Genomic DNA, 16,439 nt, shown 5'->3' on the forward strand with positions numbered 1-16,439 from the left:
CTTGAAGATTCAATAAAGGATACTTCAAAATTATTTAATAAAATAGTGTATGCAGATAGGTCCCCAAAGTTTAAAAAACTCTCAGAAGAGAGATACAAACAATTTCACTATAGTTTAGAAAGTGTATATCAAAATTTCAAGTTTGCAGCTGATAACAACATGAATAAGGAATTTCAGGAGAATATAGCAAGATTTAAGGAGTTAGTAATAAATAAGTTTAACGAAAGAACTGAGAGATACAATATAAAATATGTAAATACATACTTAATTCACGAGGATGGGAATCAATTCTTATATGCATATAGTTCTGCATTAAGAAGTAATTTTTCATTAATAAGTTCCTTGATGAAAAATCAGCAATATAATAAGGCCCAAGATTTAGTCTCACTTTATTTTAAAATGTATATCAGTGAGGAACAGTTCATTCGATTTTTCCAATCCCATCTTGCAAGCTATATAGATACTATTGATACGAGTGATGAAAAACAGTTATCCATCTTCTTGCAAGGTATAAGTGAAATACCAAAGGAACAAAATTTATTTGTATTTAAATATTTAGTTATGAAACTTATAACAAAGAATCAATTAATAAATTTAACTAATACCGTTTATGCTTTTAAAAGTCACCTTGTGGACCCCGACCCTTTTATAAAAAGTTCTTCAGTAGTTATACTTTTACAAAACCTAATTAAAAGTATTGAAATTTCAAACTATGCTACCGTAGGTTTTCTGGTAAAGTTTCTTGTTACAAATATTTCAGGAAAAGATATTAATAAAGGATTAAAAGTATTGAAAAAGAATCCTTCTGCTTTCACATCTATTTGGGAAGAAAATGAAGATATTAAGGGTATAAATGAGCATCCAGTGTACCCAATTAAAATAAACGATGAAACTTTTGTTTATTGTCTTAGGAAGGCTTTCATTCTATTATACGGGCAGCATTTTTACTCCATCCGAAAAAAATTATGGTATACAGAAAATTCGGATGAAAAAGGCGATGAAATTAAATTGCATAAGGAATTTAGAGATTGTAGTTACTCAGAATACATTATAACTAAAATTAAAACTGCTTCAAGTAAATATGGGTTACTTTTCTTCGAGGATAAAGATGTCATGAAAAAGGTTTATAATGAAATCAATGTTCCATATTATGATTCAAGTCATGACAAAGAATTATCAATACCTGATACATTTAGTTTATTATTTACAAAACTATTTAAATTATAAAAAGGTGACCCATCAGTTCTGCATCTGATGGGTTTCTTTTCGCCTATTCATCAAAATTCATATTCGTATCTTGCCGATATTTTTCCTTCGCTCGTTCTGCTCCTTCAATCCTTTCTTGGACACATCTTTTTTAATGCAGGAAAATATTACAATTTTGTCGAAATATATTTAAGTCCGATATATTAAGAATGGGAGGCTTAGATGGATATTAGCAGTATAGTCACTAATCAACTTAAGCAGTTAAATTTATATCTCATACCTTCATACCTTTGGTTATTTTTGTTATATTATTTGATAATAAACAGTTTAATAACTTTTTTTGAATACATGGGGGATTTTGGGCCCATTATCAAAAAAATCCCAAAAGAGTTATTAAGTTATAACAACATTATTATGCGGTATTTAGATATGTGGGTTCCACTTTTTGGTTTTTTTGGTTTAGTAATTTTTATTGCTGGAGTTATAGTTGCATTGATTCAATTTTTACCTTATATCGGAAATTACAAGATGACTATACATGGAGCATATGGAATTTCCTTAGGAATATGGTTTATAATAATATGGGCTACTTATAAATCTTATGTATTTTTAGATTTATGGTTTTTGCTCCTTCTCCCTGGGATTATTTGCATTGTGGAAGGAGTAAAAAAATTAAGAGATAGACACTATTTTAAGTATGGTTAATATTCAATAAGCAAACTCAGCACTCCGTTTTGGGGTGTTTTTTTATTTATATGAAGTAACAAGACTCCAGAAATAATTTTACATTCCTTCCTAACTTTTAAAAATAAATCAATACAATACGTATTATGAAACAACAAAAAACAAATTTATGGAGGAATTATTATTATGACAAATTTATCAGTAACAAACGGAATCAATGAGTACAAAGAGCTTTTAATGAAAGAAATGGAAATGGTCGGGGGACTTGAAAAAGCTTTCAACGATGAAAAAGTGAGTTTTTTTGTACTAAGCGACAGTGGTAATGACGATGAGAGAAAATTCACTTTTTACATTGATAGCAAATGGGAAGACATGTTAGACATTGAAATTGAAATCCGCCACGAAAATGGATTGAGTTTCTATGTAATGAATCCTTCAGCACTTGGTGAAACAGGGCGTATTGAATTTGAAGATACTAAATCAGGAAGTGCTGTTAAAGTTGCGGTCATGGTTGAGCATTTCATCGAAAATCTGCCATCATTAGTAAGAAAAGAATTACTCAGCTCTGCATATGATGAAGACGGAAGATTGAACGAAGAAAAATTACTGAAACTGAATATTTTAGCAATCAAAGAAACAGTGGATGAATTTGAACAAATACAAACTGAAATTTAACATCATCAAAACCGTCTAGTCGATAACTGGGCGGTCTTTTTATGGAGGTATATATAATGGAAGGAAATAAGAAACAGCATTCACTTTATTACACATGGAATGGCATGATGTATCGCTGTTATAAAGAATACCATTCACATTATAAATATTATGGTGCGAAAGGTGTAAAGGTGGATGAACGGTGGCATGACTTCTGGAATTTTGTATTTGATGTGGACAACCATTTACGCAATGGTCATTTGCTGTATGAAAGAGGATACGATTTGGACAAAGACATTAAAGGTGGGAATACATATTCCTTGGACACGTGTACCGTCATGCTATCAGAAGAAAATCAGAAAATGAGTCGTGAAAAGCAAAAGAAATCTGTATTGGCAATTAACGAGAATGAGAGCCTGGTATTTGATTCACTTGCCGAAACAAGTAAGTATTTGGGTATTAATCGCTCCACTGTGATTAATTGTATAAGGCGAGGAAGTCGACATAAATCAGGTTATCATTTTACATACAAGGTTTGAAAGGTCTTGACTAATTGTAAATCACATGCGTAAAATAATGGTAGTAATGTGTGATGATAAAATTAAATAAGGTTCAAGACCTTGATAACAATAGCATTTCGAGTATAAGATTTTAGTTCTTGACTCAAAATCGTGTTCCTCTGGAGTGCCGGTTCGACCCCGGCCACCGGTATCATCAATAGCGATGGATCGCTATTACATCAAGCTTCACACTTAATTGTGTGAAGCTTTTTTGTGTTTATCACGCACTACAGAATATGTACAAATAATGTGCGGGGGTAGTGTGCAATGGGTAAAAGAAGAAATTTATTATCCGAAGATGAACTAAGAATTGTTACAAAAACCTTATATGTTGAATCTGATGAATTGGCGTTCAAATTATTTTTTGAAGACTGTCAATTAAGAAATCTCCGTCCTCACACTTTGAAATATTACCGAGAACAATTTAATGACATTAAACGAACATTGGTAACAATGACAGAAAAAGATATTAAACTCCTAATATTAAATATGCAAGAAAGTGGATTGAAGGTAACCACCATTAATTCAAGATTGCGGGCGATAAGGAGTTTCTTCAATTTTCTTCACAGATCAAAACATATCAAAAAAAATCCAATGGCGAATATTAAACCACTGAAAGAACGAAACCTAGTTTCGGAGCATTGCATTTATAAGCAAACAAAAAGGACAGCTCATAATCGAGTTGTCCTCTTAATATTCATCGTTTTCATTTCCACCTTCAAAAAGGTTAAATTCTGATGGCTCATCTGGATCAAATGTGGGCTCATCTTTATAATCAACATAATTTGATTTTTTCATCACTTCTGCTTGTTAATATGTTGATATTCTTCTTTGCTCATGCCTTCCCAAATTTTTGATCGCCCATGGTCAACTTCTGTTGACTTAGGATTTGTGTGTGGAGTAGCATCCAAAAATGCACTGCAAAAGAACATTACTCCGTAGCTGAATACCATGAGCATGATGCTCAAAATGAAGCCAACTATCCTGATCTTGTTTATGTATTTTTTCATTGGTTGCATATCGCCCTGTGTTATGTAATTACTCAATGGTGCGAAACATTGTTTTGGACCTTATTAACTGTATAAAAGCCGACTTTCCACATTACGCAATTCACCTGAAGCGATATTATCCGCGACAATTATTTGTAAGGTTCTCGTAGCTGTCATACGTTTGTCTGGATACTTCAATTGCAAGTGAGCTTGAATCGCTCGAAAGAGTTCATTATGTTCTGGTCGGTGGGCATTATAAATTTCTTGTAAACTCTTAAACTCATCCATTGCTTGACCTACTTTCGATTCAATGTGAAATACATGTGGTACGTTGGTAAAATCCGTGTGCACTCACATTCACTTCATTCATGCTACCATGGTCGATACTTCTTTCTCAAAGCGATCAATTCCTTCTTTTTCTCGATTAAATCTTCTCTGAGGAATGGTTTCACCTCCGTTTTTTCTTCATAATGTACAAACAACGTCAAGTAGATTGCGAATAGAAGATGCAAATAAAGTGGAATATTCTTATCGCTTTGAATGGAAACAAATATGAAAATTCCATATAGCAAAATTGGAATGGTTAAAAGAATTCTGAGCTTAGTCACATGTCATCCTCCCATTTATCCTCAATTATTAATACATCAAGCATTTGAGCCACTTGAAAATCCTTTTCTGCTATTGCGCTTATTAAACTTGTACAATTATTTCCCCTAGAACATCTGCTAATAATTGTAAATCCAATGCCGTTACTGTTGGTTTCATAGTTTCATAGTTTCATCCTTACAATTAACTAAATATTCTGTTACGTCTATTACTATAGAAGTATGAAGTACCATAATTATGCTGTCAATCTAAAAAAAACCATCCCTTTCGGAATGGTCTAAAAGTTTGGCATACCTGATTTATCGTATGTGTTTTCAACATTAAGCTCATGACCATCCATTATTATCAGATTCCTGGTTTTGTAAATAATATCGTTGAAATATGGTAATAAATAATAAAACCACTATCTAAGAACACTTCAAATGACAAATTTTCTAAGGGGCGGAAAATTGTGAACAATATGGGATGTCAATGCAGGTCCAATAAAGAATTACAGCAACTAGTCGATAAGGCAAAAAAATATACAAATATGGGAACAGTGGCAGACTATATTCCGGCTCTTGAAAAGGCCAATCCTGGGGATTTGTCTGTTGCTATTTACTATCCTGACGGTAATGGATATTGTGCGGGGGATGTAAGCGGAAAAATGACCTTGCAAAGCATATCAAAAGTTTTGACACTTGCACTGGTATTAATGGAAAAAGGGGAGGAATATGTCTTTTCCTATGTAGGAAAAGAACCCACTGGGGACCCTTATAATTCGATTGCCAAGTTAGAAACAAACAAGCCATCTAAGCCGTTAAACCCGATGATCAATGCAGGAGCATTGACTGTGACGCATATGATTGCAGGTGACAGTGTAAATGAGCGATTCAAGCGTATTTTACATTTTATCCGAGAGTTGACGCAAAATCCTACTATCGGTTTTAATGAAGATGTTGCCCGGTCAGAATACAATACAGCAGACTTAAATAGGGCGTTAAGTTATTTTTTAAAGCAACATAATGTAATAAATGAGGATGTGGAGGAATTAATCGAATTGTATTCGAAGCAGTGTGCCATTGAAATGGACAGTCGGGATCTGGCGAGGATAGGCTGTGTGCTGGCCATGAATGGGAAAGATTTGTTGACGGGAAAGCAAATCATCCCCGGGGACATTGCACGTATTTGCAAGACATTCATGGTTACTTGCGGCATGTATAACGCATCAGGTGAATTTGCCATTAATGTTGGCATTCCGGCTAAAAGCGGTGTGTCAGGGGGAATCATGGGGGCCGTCCCCGGAAAATGTGGGATTGGAATTTATGGTGCAGCGCTGGATGAGAAGGGGAACAGCGTTGCCGGGATAAAAATCTTGGAAATGATGGCGAAAAAGTATTCCTTAAGTATGTTTAATTTGTAAACATTGACACCATTAAAAAAAAGACCTCTGCACAATAAGGGCAAGGTCTCATCGATCATAATAAGTTGGATAGAAGAGTTACTTTTTTATATAAAGCATGTACTTCTTTATTCTGATGTTCCCCGATTTCATTGTTTAGATGCCCTTCCATATCAGTCATTAAATCAGATAACTTCAATGCCTTTTGTCTGTCGGACATATTGCTGCGTATGATATATTCGTATTTTGCGTTGTATTCGGTCAGTGTCATGTTTCTTCCGTCCTCCTATAATACAAGTCATTTAAGCTGTCGTCTGTTCCTTCATCTCATTCCAATGTACTTTAACGTAGCTTCAGGGTGTGAATGGTTAAGGATGATTTGTAATTCTGCTACGTCCATACTTCGTTTATAGAGCCAGTAGCCATATGTCTTGCGCATGGTATGAGTGCCTACGCTGTCGATGTCTACCATATCTGCGGCTTTATTAAGCTGCCTGTAGGCTTGGATATTGCTTATTGGCTTAACACCTTTGCGTGAAGGGAATAGCCATTCACTATCAATGGTATCTATATAAGCTGTTAATTCATGGCATACATTGTTCAGCTCTATTATTCTAGGCTTCTTTGTTCTGCCTTCCTTGACGGTGATCTTCACCTTGCCTTTAATATCCTTTACCCTCAATGATAATAAATCAGACACACGCAAGCCGGTATTGATGCCTAATAAGAACAATATGTAATCTCTTTCGCTGCAATGTCTTTTCAATGACCATTTCATATCGTCTATTTTATCCAATGATTTGATTGGTTGAACATCAATTAAATGTTCTTTTGGCATTGGGGATCATCCTTTTTTCACGCTAGTGGAATCAGTATTTTGAATGTATACTTTTTTATTAATTTAAGCGTAACACTTGAAAAGGATAGAAGTCAACGTGAGGAGTGTATTATATCCAGTGGGATGAATGTAGAAAAATGCAAACGCGGCCTTTTCTTTATTTTTTCAAAAGAAAGACCGCGCTTTTTGATTTTCCTTGTATTTATAGTACATTGCCTATCCAATCGGAGAACTCTTTTATTACTTTTTCATTTCTTTGATAAAGTGTCCATACGGCAACTTTTTTGGATTGCAGTAGACCGGCTTTTTCAAGTATCGATAAATTTTCCGATGTTGTCGATTGGGAGTTCCCTGTCTTTAACTGAATATGATAAACACAAACACTATTGATGAATTCTGGTTCAGTTAAATGCGGGGCCCATCCAAATTCTTTGAAGTTTTTTTCTGGTTCTTTCAGCCAAAGTAGTATATTCGAAAGCGGAAATGATGAAGTGCTGGAGCGTGTCAAGAAAGGATATACGGCACAAGAGGCAAGAGTGCAGCTGCGGAGATTGAATGAAGCAGGTATCGAGTTTTTTGATATGGTCATGTACGGCCTTGCAGGGAGAGGGAAGGGCTTGCCGAATGCGATGGATACAGCGGCATTGTTAAATGAAGTTCGGTCCAAGGCGATATTCCCCATGTCATCAACGTTAATACCGGGTACAGAGCTGCATATGGAGTATTTAAAAGGCGATTTTGAAGAAGCAGCTGAAATGGAGAGAATCATAGAATTAAGAACATTCATCGAACATTTAAATGTAAAGGACGATACAAAAATATCGTCATTGCATGCCTCGAATGCATTAACTTTAAGCGGGATTTTGCCAAGGGATAAACAATCATTCATTGATGGATTGAATGATTTCATTGAAAAAACGGATGCTGATGAATTCCAGCGTAGCATTAATAGGAGTGCTTTAAGGCTTTAAGTGAGTATTACGGATTCTAAACTCATCCAGCTGTACAGAAAACCTGTTCAGGGCTTATTTCTTATTCAGTATCGTGATTCTAAGCTGTCTAAAAAAAGTCTTAAAAATCAATCCGTTAGATAATAGTACATTATGTACGAGACAAAACAGAATGACACCTGCATAATGCGGGTGTCATTTATTAGAAAGAAATTGAAGAAGTGAATGAAGCCTACCTTATTAAGCGGGCCCCTTTAAAAAATGAATGTTGGATAATTACAGGAAACTCCTAAGGAGATTGCTGCTCCTGATAGATGGTTAGAGGGGAAGCTGATAAAGAAGCTCCGGAGCGGAATTTACAGAAAAATATTAAGTGTTTTAGAAAATATGGACCTAGCTGAAATGATTGGTGAAGAACCGGGTACACAGCGGATAGGCCGAGGAGCGTCAATTTGCTTCATACAGAACAAGGACATTAGCCTGTTTGGGATCATGACCAAACAGGTTTTTAGTATGAAAGGAAATCAACTGGAAAAAATGGAATAGAATATAATGAAGAATGAAGGGAAATTTTTTCGCCCCCATATCTTTTTCTCTTTCTGAAACGTTTAGAGGATAGAGGGTGTTGAAGGAGTGAGAAAAATGATAAATAAGTTGAGGGAAGATATTTCTGAAGGAAATGATAACGGCATGATTTTGCGTGAGGTCTATCCTGAATTACTTCGGTTTTGCCGATTCCTGACCCAAAATAATTGGGATGGTGATGATTTGGCACAGGATACGATATTAAAGGCAATGAAGGGCTATGGGAATAAAACGGAGATAACGACGGCTTTATTGAAGACGATAGCCCGCCATTCCTGGATTGATACGATACGAAAAAGAAAAAAAGAATCTTTAGAAGATCCGTTAGATACCGATATACAGGGGGCAATTGGTGAGAATGCCTATGAAACGGTTGAATATATGATAAAATCCCTTACCCCGAAACAAGCTGTAGTGTTCATGTTAAAGGAAGGGTTCCTCTATCGATCTAAAGAGATTTCGGTCTATTTGAACACAACGGAAAGTGCTGTAAAGGCCATCTTGAATCGTGTGAAAAAGCGTTTTGACAATGATGGTGTTGATGAGCGTAAGTTGTCCTGTGTGGAAGATTGGCAAGATGATGAGGAACAGAGGCTGATGTCTCTGATGACACAGGCATTGAAGGTCCAAAATCCTGATCTCCTCATTAGAAGCATTCCATTTTTCAAATCCCTGAACAGTGAATCCATGATTCCTAAACTAACGAATCGTTCGATTTCTTCCAAAGCATGCTTCACTCCTTCAAACACACTCTCAATGGCTGCATAGCCAAAAAATTTGTTAGGAGGAAGAAGAGATATGACTACCATTCCATATGTAATTGAGCAATCAAGCAAGGGTGAACGCTCATACGATATTTATTCCAGACTTTTAAAAGACAGAATCATCATGATTGGGGAAGAGATCACCGATCATTTAGCCAATAGTGTGGTTGCCCAATTGTTATTCTTGGCGGCTGATGCACCTGATAAAGAAATTACCATCTTCATTAACAGTCCTGGGGGATCAACTAGTGCCGGTTTTGCCATTTATGATACGATGCAATACATTAAGCCTGATATCCGGACAGTATGCACGGGTATGGCTGCATCATTTGGTGCCATGCTTTTATTGGCGGGGGCGAAAGGAAAAAGGTGCGCTTTGCCGAATAGTGAAATCATGCTTCATCAACCTCTTGGAGGGGCAAGGGGGCAAGCTACGGAAATTGAAATTTCGGCCCGTAGGATTTTGAAGCTAAAGGATCATATCAATCAGATCATCTCGGAAAGAACGGGGCAGCCTCTCGAAAAGGTGGCGAAGGATACAGATCGTGATTACTTCTTAAGCGCAAATGAGGCTAAGGATTACGGCATAATCGATGAAATAATCGTTCAGGATAATTAATTAAACACACCATCAGTATATAAGCTGGATGAGAACGAAAAGAAACGATCGATATACGCATATCGATCGTTTCTTTTTTGTCCTATTCACTGCTTGTGTGATTATTTTTCTCTGACCCGTTTGTCCGCGTTTTAGAAAAGGGCAAGGTAGCTTAAAGCCTAATTGAAAAGGATGACCGCCGGTGATGGTGGTCATCCTTTTTTTGTTTATTGCTTTTCTTTATATAAGGGCAAATAAATGGTGAAGGACGTTCCTTTGTTCAATTCACTTTGCACCACGATTTTCCCTTTGTATTTTTGAACGATCGTATAACAAACGGTCAGACCGATACCAGTTCCCCTCTCTTTAAGTGAATAAAAGGGAGTGCCGAGTATTTCAAGCTGAGCTTTGGAAAGGCCGATACCTGTATCCGTTATTCGTATTTTTGCCATATTGCGTTCCTGCTCTGTTTCCACCTGAATGAAACCGGGCTTGTTCATCGATTCAATCCCATTTTTCATGATATTGACCAGTATTTGTTTAAGCTCGATCGGATTCATATTAATTTGCAGATCTTCGCGGAAATCAAGGAGAAAGCCTATGTTGCGATGATTGGCAAAACTGGTTAATAGATCGGAAATCTTTTGGATTTCATTATTTAAAGGAATGACCTGCACATTATCCGTTTGTGGTTTTGCCAAAGACAAATAGTCGTTGATTATTACCTGTGTATATTCAAGTTCAGTAAGCATGGTTTGTACGTAAAACTTTTCCGTTTCATTCAGTTCCTTTTCTTGATCCAATAACTGGGCAAACCCCTTCACGACGGTAATGGGGTTCCGTATCTCATGCGCAATCGTGGCAGCAAGCTGTCCAACTGAATTCAATTGCTTGGCCTGTTGAATTTCTTTATGGAATGCATTGGTCGATTCCATCCTGTTATTGGTTCCTATGAATACGAATACTAATATGATTTGGATAGCGATGAAATTCAGCGTATTGCCGAAACTATCCATAGCAACATATTCATACGTGTATTGAAGATCCGTATGCGCAATGATCAAGATGGAAGCAGGACCTAAAATGATATTTAAAGTAGCAACAATATAAAATCCAATTTTATCAAAGAGAAAAATAGGAATCAAAGGTGCTATGGCAAAAAAAGCTAGCATGATTGCAGTATCTGGGAATATCCAAAATTTACTATATAAATAGACCGTAATTAAGGAAATGAATAGGGTTTTATAGAAATTGACTTCTGTTTTAATGAAAAATAGCAAAGAAATTATCATTCCGGATATAAGAATGACCTGGAATGTCATATCATAAGGATTCTCTTTCCAACTTATTGGTGAAACAGAAATGCCAACCAATAGTATAAAAGATATCATTGCCATGAATGCCCTCAAAATAAATCGGTGTTTGTTTTGGTAATATTGATAATTTTTTAGCATAATTCCCCTTAACATTCATATTCTATTTTGTTTAATAGTAATCTGTTCCTAGTTTTTTGTAAATCAGAAAAAAATAGATTTCTCCATCAATTGTCACTATTTCCATATTCAAATTGGGCTTCTCCACGCAACTTGAGCCTAAGGAACGGAATCGACAAATACTTAAACCATGCCCTTCCTGCATTAAACAAACATATGTCAAAAAGCTTTCAAACGAGAGTGAGAACGAAGGAATTCGGTATAGGTATAACTAACTATGTATTTACTCTATGGATATCTCGTTTTGTGGATTATTGTACCTATTTTAGCAAATATATAGTTTCTTTACATTATATTTGCTGTAGATTCACATTCCCCTTCTACAATGATGGTAATAACAGGAGGGGGAGAGAGAAAATGAAGACGAATCTGAGCATGAAGAAATTCGGTTTAAGTATGATGAGTGCGGCCTTTATCTTGCAGGCTACATCAGTGGGGGCCCTTGCTGCCAATGAAAATCATACGAATTCATCAATTTATGAGAAGAAAATTGTGAATATTGCACATCGGGGGGCTTCTGGTTATGCTCCTGAACATACCATACCTTCCTATCAATTGGGAGAACAAATGAAGGGTGATTACATAGAAATCGATCTTCAGATGACCAAGGATGGAAGATTGATAGCGATGCATGATGAAAAGGTGGATCGTACGACGAATGGTACGGGTCTTGTGAAAGATTTAACGCTGGCCGAAATCAAAAAACTGGATGCCGGTACATGGTTCAATGAAAAATATCCGCAAATGGCAAAAAAGAGTTATGAAGGGTTAGTTGTTCCCACTCTTGAAGAAGTCTTCAAGAAATTCGGGAGACAGGCCAATTACTATATTGAAACAAAGTCCCCGGATGTATATCCAGGAATGGAAGAAGAACTTCTGAAGGTTTTGAAAGATTATAAAATGGTAGATTCAAAGGGTCGTACCAAAAATGTTCTTATTCAATCGTTCAGTCAAGAAAGCCTTTTGAAGGTTCATGACATGAATCCAAAGTTACCGCTGGTGCAGCTTTTTTCCTATAAGAATCAAGCAACCATTTCTGATGAAGAATTGGATACGATTAAGGAATATGCCATTGGTGTTGGTCCGAACTTCAATAAGGTGGATGGACAATATGTAGAGATGGTCCGAAATCATGACCTTCAATTCCATCCATATACCGTAAATGAAAGAGCGGATATGAAAAAGGCTCTAGAATGGGGGGCAACAGGGCTGTTTACGAATTATCCGGATGTCTTTAAAGAGGTACTAACAGAATATAAGCATGATAAACACAATAAAAACGAGAAATGATGAGGATTAACTAAATAAAGTGTTCCGAAAGTGAGCCTCGGTTATCCGAGGTTTTTTTGTTGATCAGAATGTGATATGTAATTATTGGGAAATGTAGGCGTGCATATGATTATTAGTCTCTTAAGTGAAAAAATGGGACAGGCACCGGTCATTCGCTATATACCAAAGCTTTTTGATAAAATCATAGCTGGAGAGTTCGATCCGACTGAAATCATATCCCATAGAGTCCCTCTAGAAAAAGCGAGCGAGGCTTATCAAATCTTTAACGATCACGAAGACGAATGCATTAAAGTGGTGTAAAGCCATAATGTGATTGCATGAGAGGATACAAAAAGACAGCTAACTGTTGAATGTCAACATAGCTGTTTTTTTTATTTTTCTTAGCCCTTCTCCCGTCCAAATCAATAATGATACTTCTAATAGGTTTCAATCGCATTTTTTAAGTGGGGCTTTTAAGCTGAATAATAAGTTAGAACAATATGTAATAAATTGTTGAAATGCAAAGAGCATAGGAGTACACCTAAATAAACAGATGCTTTGAAGGAGATTAAGAAATAAGTTTTTTAGAAGCCGAGTATGTATGGTTTGTATTTATTAATAGTAAAGTCCAACAATATCCACATAAGTATTCGTTATAAGATATGTTAAAATATAACAATTGGTTGGATTAAATTAATGGAGGGTGTTATGGGTAATAGAGAAGATATATGTTCTATTTTGATAGATGGGGATAAAGAAACTGTTTGGAATGCTATTACTAATGAGGATAAGCTCTCACAATGGTATGTTCCAGGTTCTCCTTGGAAAATCCCCAACCAGAATGTAGGGGAGAAGGTAACTTTTACTTTAATGCCTAGTGTTCATAATAATCTAACAGAGAAGCTTCTTATGTCCCTAACGATTATAAAAGTAACTATTTTTCAGGAGTTCTCCCTTTACTTGGATTCGCAACAATTGCTTATGTCCTTTGTATTGAATGAGGAAAGTAATGGAACAAGAGTTACAATGAATTCGGGAGGCTTCGATCAGTCGTTAGCAAATTTGAAAGCGTTGATAGAGGGAAAGGAAATCCCCTACATTTAATGAAAATATTTGTTTAGTTCAAATATTTGAGGTTGCTGAGGCATCCTCTATTTTATCTTGTTATTTCCTACGCTAGCAGCTTTAAAGCCTTATTTATGTCCTAAAACAATTACTGAGCGATAACCAAGCTCTTTTACGTTGTTTAACGCAGCATGAATGAGAGTTCAGGAATAAATCCATCTGATATTCTAATCCAATTTACAGGAATATGTTCTTTTTATGAATCGAAAAAGATAAGTTGATCTTTAAATAAGAAACGATGCAAAGTATCAGGAAGAATGGTTTTTGGTAAGGAAATGTAGTATTTATATTATATAATGATAGTGACAAAAGGAGGGTGTTCAGATGGTACGAAATGTTGCAGCGGAACTTTGTGAAGGGTTTGAGGAAATGTACCCATCCTTTCAAGTTCAATTGACGATAGAGATCGTCGATAAGAGATTGGGACCTGTAAAGGCGGAAGCAGAGATTGCCATCAAGCCTATCAAGTCAAAGGGATTTGTAGAAATATTGGTGGAAGATCTGGAATCGGAGCATATCTTTGCTGATGAAAATGGAAGTATCTATGGGAGTTTTGGCATCGATCAAAGCATCCAGATTTATGATGAAGTTTTAACTGTCATTCCGTTCGATGAATTAATCGGAAAAGAAAATTGGAGAGAGTCAGTGGATGCATACATCACGGAGGATAAGCTAAAAGAAATGCTGGGAAAAACCCTTAATGATTATCAATTCAGTGATTTGAGCGGGAAATATAAATTCAGGAAAAGATGTACGATAACAGACCTTCAATTCATAGGGTGAATGATAATGGGAGAAGGCGATATGCTTTCTCCCTTTTCATTATCCTTGAATTATTTTACATCGGTCTGGATCATGATACTGCCCCTGCTTTTTTTGCGTTTGTTAGGAAAAGTGAAGAAAAGGGTACCGCTTGGATATTTTCACGAAAACTTGAAATTAAATGATTGGTAGACACATCATGCATAAGGCAGGACTAGATCCTTTTAATGGATATGATGGGTACAGGTTTTTGGTATGACATGCGAAATCTTGGTAGTTTTCACTTTCTTCCTTTTGTATAATTCTACATAATTAATTAGATGGATAAGCACCTCAACAATAAAATGAAATTAATAACTCAAAAGATAAAAAGGAGAATATATGAAAATTGGTTTAGTACGGCATTTTAAGGTGGCCCATGAATTCCCAACCGGGAAATCCGTAACCGCGGATGATATGAAGCAATGGTTCATGGACTATGATGCAGCGGATATAATTTACGGAACGACTTTATTACGAGCTGAGGAGTGGCAGGAATGTTATTGCAGTGATATGTCGAGAGCAGTAAAGACCGCTGAACATATCTATCCTAGCACGGTTCATCGGAGGGAGGAGCTGCGGGAAATACCTTCTCCCCCTCTTAAAGGAAAGGTGAAGCTGCCATTCATCCTTTGGGCCATCTGGATTCGATGCTGCTCGTTGATCAACAAGCAGACTAGAGCGGAAATTAAAATCGCAGAGCAAAGGATCAATAAAGTATTGGATGAAGTCTTTGCAAAGGGGGAAAGGGATGTTCTGATCGTAAGTCATGCCGCCCTCATGGTATATATGAGAAAAGAGCTGATAAGACGGGGGTTTGCCGGTCCGAAATTCAAGATTGCCAGCAATGGAAGGCTTTATGTATTCGAAAGATAATCAAGGATATCCCGACAAAAAGAGTATGTCTTGTACACGTTGAACATTTAATGATCTTAAGAAAGATATAGTCATTTTCCGAATAGTTATTCTTTTTCCGATGGTTGTGGTTTATTATTGTAATAGTGTAATTTTTAACGAAATCAATAATAGGGGAAGAGGGTGTGCATTTTGGTGAAGGCAGTTTTTTTTGACTTAGATGATACATTGCTTTGGGATCAGAAAAGTGTGAAAGAGGCTTTTGTAGCCACATGTGAAGTGGCTGGTGAAAAATATGGTTTAAATGTTGATGAGTTTGAAGAAGCGGTTCGGAAGGAAGCGCGTGAGCTTTACTCTTCTTACGATACATATGCATTTACTCAAATGATCGGAATCAACCCATTTGAAGGACTATGGGGAAATTTTCAAGATGATCATGATGAATTCCGGAAGATGGCCGGGATTGCACCGGCTTATCGGAAAGAGGCGTGGACGAGAGGTTTGAAGGCATTAGGGATCGATGACCCGGAATTTGGGCTTGAACTGGCAGAACGTTTCCCTGCAGAGAGGCGCAAAAAGCCATTTATCTATGAAGAATCATTCCGTGTTCTGGATGAATTAAAAGGAAAGTACAAATTGCTTTTGCTGACGAATGGTTCGCCTGAACTACAAAATACTAAACTTGAAATTACGCCTGAACTGGTTCCTTATTTCGACCAAATCGTGATTTCAGGTGCATTTGGACGCGGTAAACCGGATGCTTCCATCTTTGAGCACGCTTTGGAGATCATGGAGCTGGATAAGGATGAAGTATTGATGGTCGGCGATAATTTAATGACCGATATCCTTGGGGCATCACGAGTGGGCATAAAGTCGGTTTGGATAAATCGACATGATAAGGAACGGAATGAAGTGCTTCCAACCTATGAAATCAAGCATTTGGAGGAGCTTTTCCCCATCCTTGAAGGTCTGGAAAAATAATGATGGGTCTCCTCCAAGTAACAAATTTTGGAGGGATTCATTAAAATATATAGGCCTTTGCAATTATTTACAGAATCAACAGGGTGATATATAGTTACCC

General features: G+C 36.5%; 18 protein-coding genes and 2 pseudogenes. 15 read left to right on the forward strand and 5 right to left on the reverse strand.

From position 1 onward, the window contains the following. From ACFWE9_RS04350 to ACFWE9_RS04370, 5 genes are all read left to right on the forward strand, one after another. A partial coding sequence (locus tag ACFWE9_RS04350) for a hypothetical protein (RefSeq protein ID WP_377355746.1) occupies positions 1 to 1,227 on the forward strand: 1,227 nt, incomplete at its 5' end. Positions 1,228 to 1,428: 201 nt separating this feature from the next. Beyond that, the gene (locus tag ACFWE9_RS04355) at positions 1,429 to 1,911 is read left to right on the forward strand and encodes a hypothetical protein (RefSeq protein WP_377355748.1); all 483 of its coding nucleotides are present in this window, start codon (positions 1,429 to 1,431) and stop codon (positions 1,909 to 1,911) included. 165 nt (positions 1,912 to 2,076) lie between these two features. Next, positions 2,077 to 2,565 (forward strand): hypothetical protein, encoded by a 489-nt coding sequence (locus ACFWE9_RS04360; protein ID WP_377355750.1) that lies wholly within the window; start codon positions 2,077 to 2,079, stop codon positions 2,563 to 2,565. A 56-nt stretch (positions 2,566 to 2,621) separates the two neighbouring features. Further along, positions 2,622 to 3,083 (forward strand): NUMOD1 domain-containing DNA-binding protein, encoded by a 462-nt coding sequence (locus ACFWE9_RS04365; RefSeq protein ID WP_377355752.1) that lies wholly within the window; start codon positions 2,622 to 2,624, stop codon positions 3,081 to 3,083. 288 nt (positions 3,084 to 3,371) lie between these two features. Beyond that, positions 3,372 to 3,842 carry a site-specific integrase gene (locus ACFWE9_RS04370; RefSeq protein ID WP_377355754.1) on the forward strand — a complete coding sequence of 157 codons (471 nt, stop codon included), beginning with the start codon at positions 3,372 to 3,374 and terminating at the stop codon, positions 3,840 to 3,842. A gap of 335 nt (positions 3,843 to 4,177) precedes the next feature. Here ACFWE9_RS04370 and ACFWE9_RS04375 read toward each other — a convergent pair whose 3' ends face one another. Further along, positions 4,178 to 4,444: a hypothetical protein gene (locus ACFWE9_RS04375; RefSeq protein ID WP_230157408.1), complete on the reverse strand. Its 267-nt coding sequence runs from the start codon at positions 4,442 to 4,444 to the stop codon at positions 4,178 to 4,180. A gap of 20 nt (positions 4,445 to 4,464) precedes the next feature. Continuing rightward, a complete protein-coding gene (locus ACFWE9_RS04380; protein ID WP_230157407.1) occupies positions 4,465 to 4,701 on the reverse strand; it encodes a hypothetical protein in 237 nt (78 codons plus the stop codon). A 458-nt stretch (positions 4,702 to 5,159) separates the two neighbouring features. Between ACFWE9_RS04380 and glsA the strand changes: the two genes are divergently transcribed. Further along, complete coding sequence (gene glsA, locus ACFWE9_RS04385) at positions 5,160 to 6,101, forward strand: glutaminase A (RefSeq protein ID WP_377355812.1); 942 nt, start codon at positions 5,160 to 5,162, stop codon at positions 6,099 to 6,101. 55 nt (positions 6,102 to 6,156) lie between these two features. Here glsA and ACFWE9_RS04390 read toward each other — a convergent pair whose 3' ends face one another. After that, the gene (locus ACFWE9_RS04390; protein WP_230157406.1) at positions 6,157 to 6,351 is read right to left on the reverse strand and encodes a hypothetical protein; all 195 of its coding nucleotides are present in this window, start codon (positions 6,349 to 6,351) and stop codon (positions 6,157 to 6,159) included. Beyond that, positions 6,348 to 6,918 (reverse strand): annotated as a pseudogene (locus ACFWE9_RS04395) (tyrosine-type recombinase/integrase). Before ACFWE9_RS04395 ends, ACFWE9_RS04390 begins: the two are co-directional and overlap by 4 nt. 431 nt (positions 6,919 to 7,349) lie before the next feature. On the opposite strand from ACFWE9_RS04395, the gene ACFWE9_RS04400 reads away from it, so the two are divergent. The 3 genes from ACFWE9_RS04400 to clpP all read left to right on the forward strand — a co-directional run bounded on the left by ACFWE9_RS04400 (position 7,350) and on the right by clpP (position 9,836). Then, positions 7,350 to 7,889: a hypothetical protein gene (locus ACFWE9_RS04400; protein ID WP_377355756.1), complete on the forward strand. Its 540-nt coding sequence runs from the start codon at positions 7,350 to 7,352 to the stop codon at positions 7,887 to 7,889. A gap of 621 nt (positions 7,890 to 8,510) precedes the next feature. Continuing rightward, positions 8,511 to 9,221 carry a sigma-70 family RNA polymerase sigma factor gene (locus tag ACFWE9_RS04405; RefSeq protein ID WP_230157404.1) on the forward strand — a complete coding sequence of 237 codons (711 nt, stop codon included), beginning with the start codon at positions 8,511 to 8,513 and terminating at the stop codon, positions 9,219 to 9,221. A gap of 30 nt (positions 9,222 to 9,251) precedes the next feature. Beyond that, positions 9,252 to 9,836 carry an ATP-dependent Clp endopeptidase proteolytic subunit ClpP gene (clpP, locus tag ACFWE9_RS04410; RefSeq protein WP_230157403.1) on the forward strand — a complete coding sequence of 195 codons (585 nt, stop codon included), beginning with the start codon at positions 9,252 to 9,254 and terminating at the stop codon, positions 9,834 to 9,836. 206 nt (positions 9,837 to 10,042) lie between these two features. On the opposite strand, the gene ACFWE9_RS04415 is transcribed toward clpP, so the two are convergent. Beyond that, positions 10,043 to 11,212, reverse strand: a complete 1,170-nt coding sequence (locus tag ACFWE9_RS04415) for a sensor histidine kinase (RefSeq protein WP_377355759.1) — start codon at positions 11,210 to 11,212, stop codon at positions 10,043 to 10,045. 453 nt (positions 11,213 to 11,665) lie between these two features. Between ACFWE9_RS04415 and ACFWE9_RS04420 the strand changes: the two genes are divergently transcribed. From ACFWE9_RS04420 to ACFWE9_RS04445, 6 genes and pseudogenes are all read left to right on the forward strand, one after another. After that, a complete protein-coding gene (locus tag ACFWE9_RS04420; protein WP_377355761.1) occupies positions 11,666 to 12,598 on the forward strand; it encodes a glycerophosphodiester phosphodiesterase in 933 nt (310 codons plus the stop codon). A gap of 129 nt (positions 12,599 to 12,727) precedes the next feature. Beyond that, positions 12,728 to 12,898 (forward strand): annotated as a pseudogene (locus tag ACFWE9_RS04425) (glutathione-dependent formaldehyde dehydrogenase); the annotation flags it as partial. 375 nt (positions 12,899 to 13,273) lie between these two features. After that, positions 13,274 to 13,681 carry an SRPBCC domain-containing protein gene (locus ACFWE9_RS04430; protein WP_377355763.1) on the forward strand — a complete coding sequence of 136 codons (408 nt, stop codon included), beginning with the start codon at positions 13,274 to 13,276 and terminating at the stop codon, positions 13,679 to 13,681. 345 nt (positions 13,682 to 14,026) lie between these two features. After that, the gene (locus ACFWE9_RS04435; RefSeq protein WP_230157396.1) at positions 14,027 to 14,485 is read left to right on the forward strand and encodes a hypothetical protein; all 459 of its coding nucleotides are present in this window, start codon (positions 14,027 to 14,029) and stop codon (positions 14,483 to 14,485) included. A 360-nt stretch (positions 14,486 to 14,845) separates the two neighbouring features. Next, positions 14,846 to 15,379: a histidine phosphatase family protein gene (locus ACFWE9_RS04440; protein ID WP_230157394.1), complete on the forward strand. Its 534-nt coding sequence runs from the start codon at positions 14,846 to 14,848 to the stop codon at positions 15,377 to 15,379. A gap of 171 nt (positions 15,380 to 15,550) precedes the next feature. Further along, positions 15,551 to 16,339, forward strand: coding sequence for an HAD family hydrolase (locus ACFWE9_RS04445; protein ID WP_230157392.1), 789 nt, complete (start codon positions 15,551 to 15,553; stop codon positions 16,337 to 16,339). The last annotated feature ends 100 nt before the right edge of the window (positions 16,340 to 16,439 follow it).

Origin of the sequence: Peribacillus sp. NPDC060253, assembly GCF_042727425.1 — a bacterium.
Classification (GTDB): Bacteria; Bacillota; Bacilli; order Bacillales; family DSM-1321; genus Peribacillus.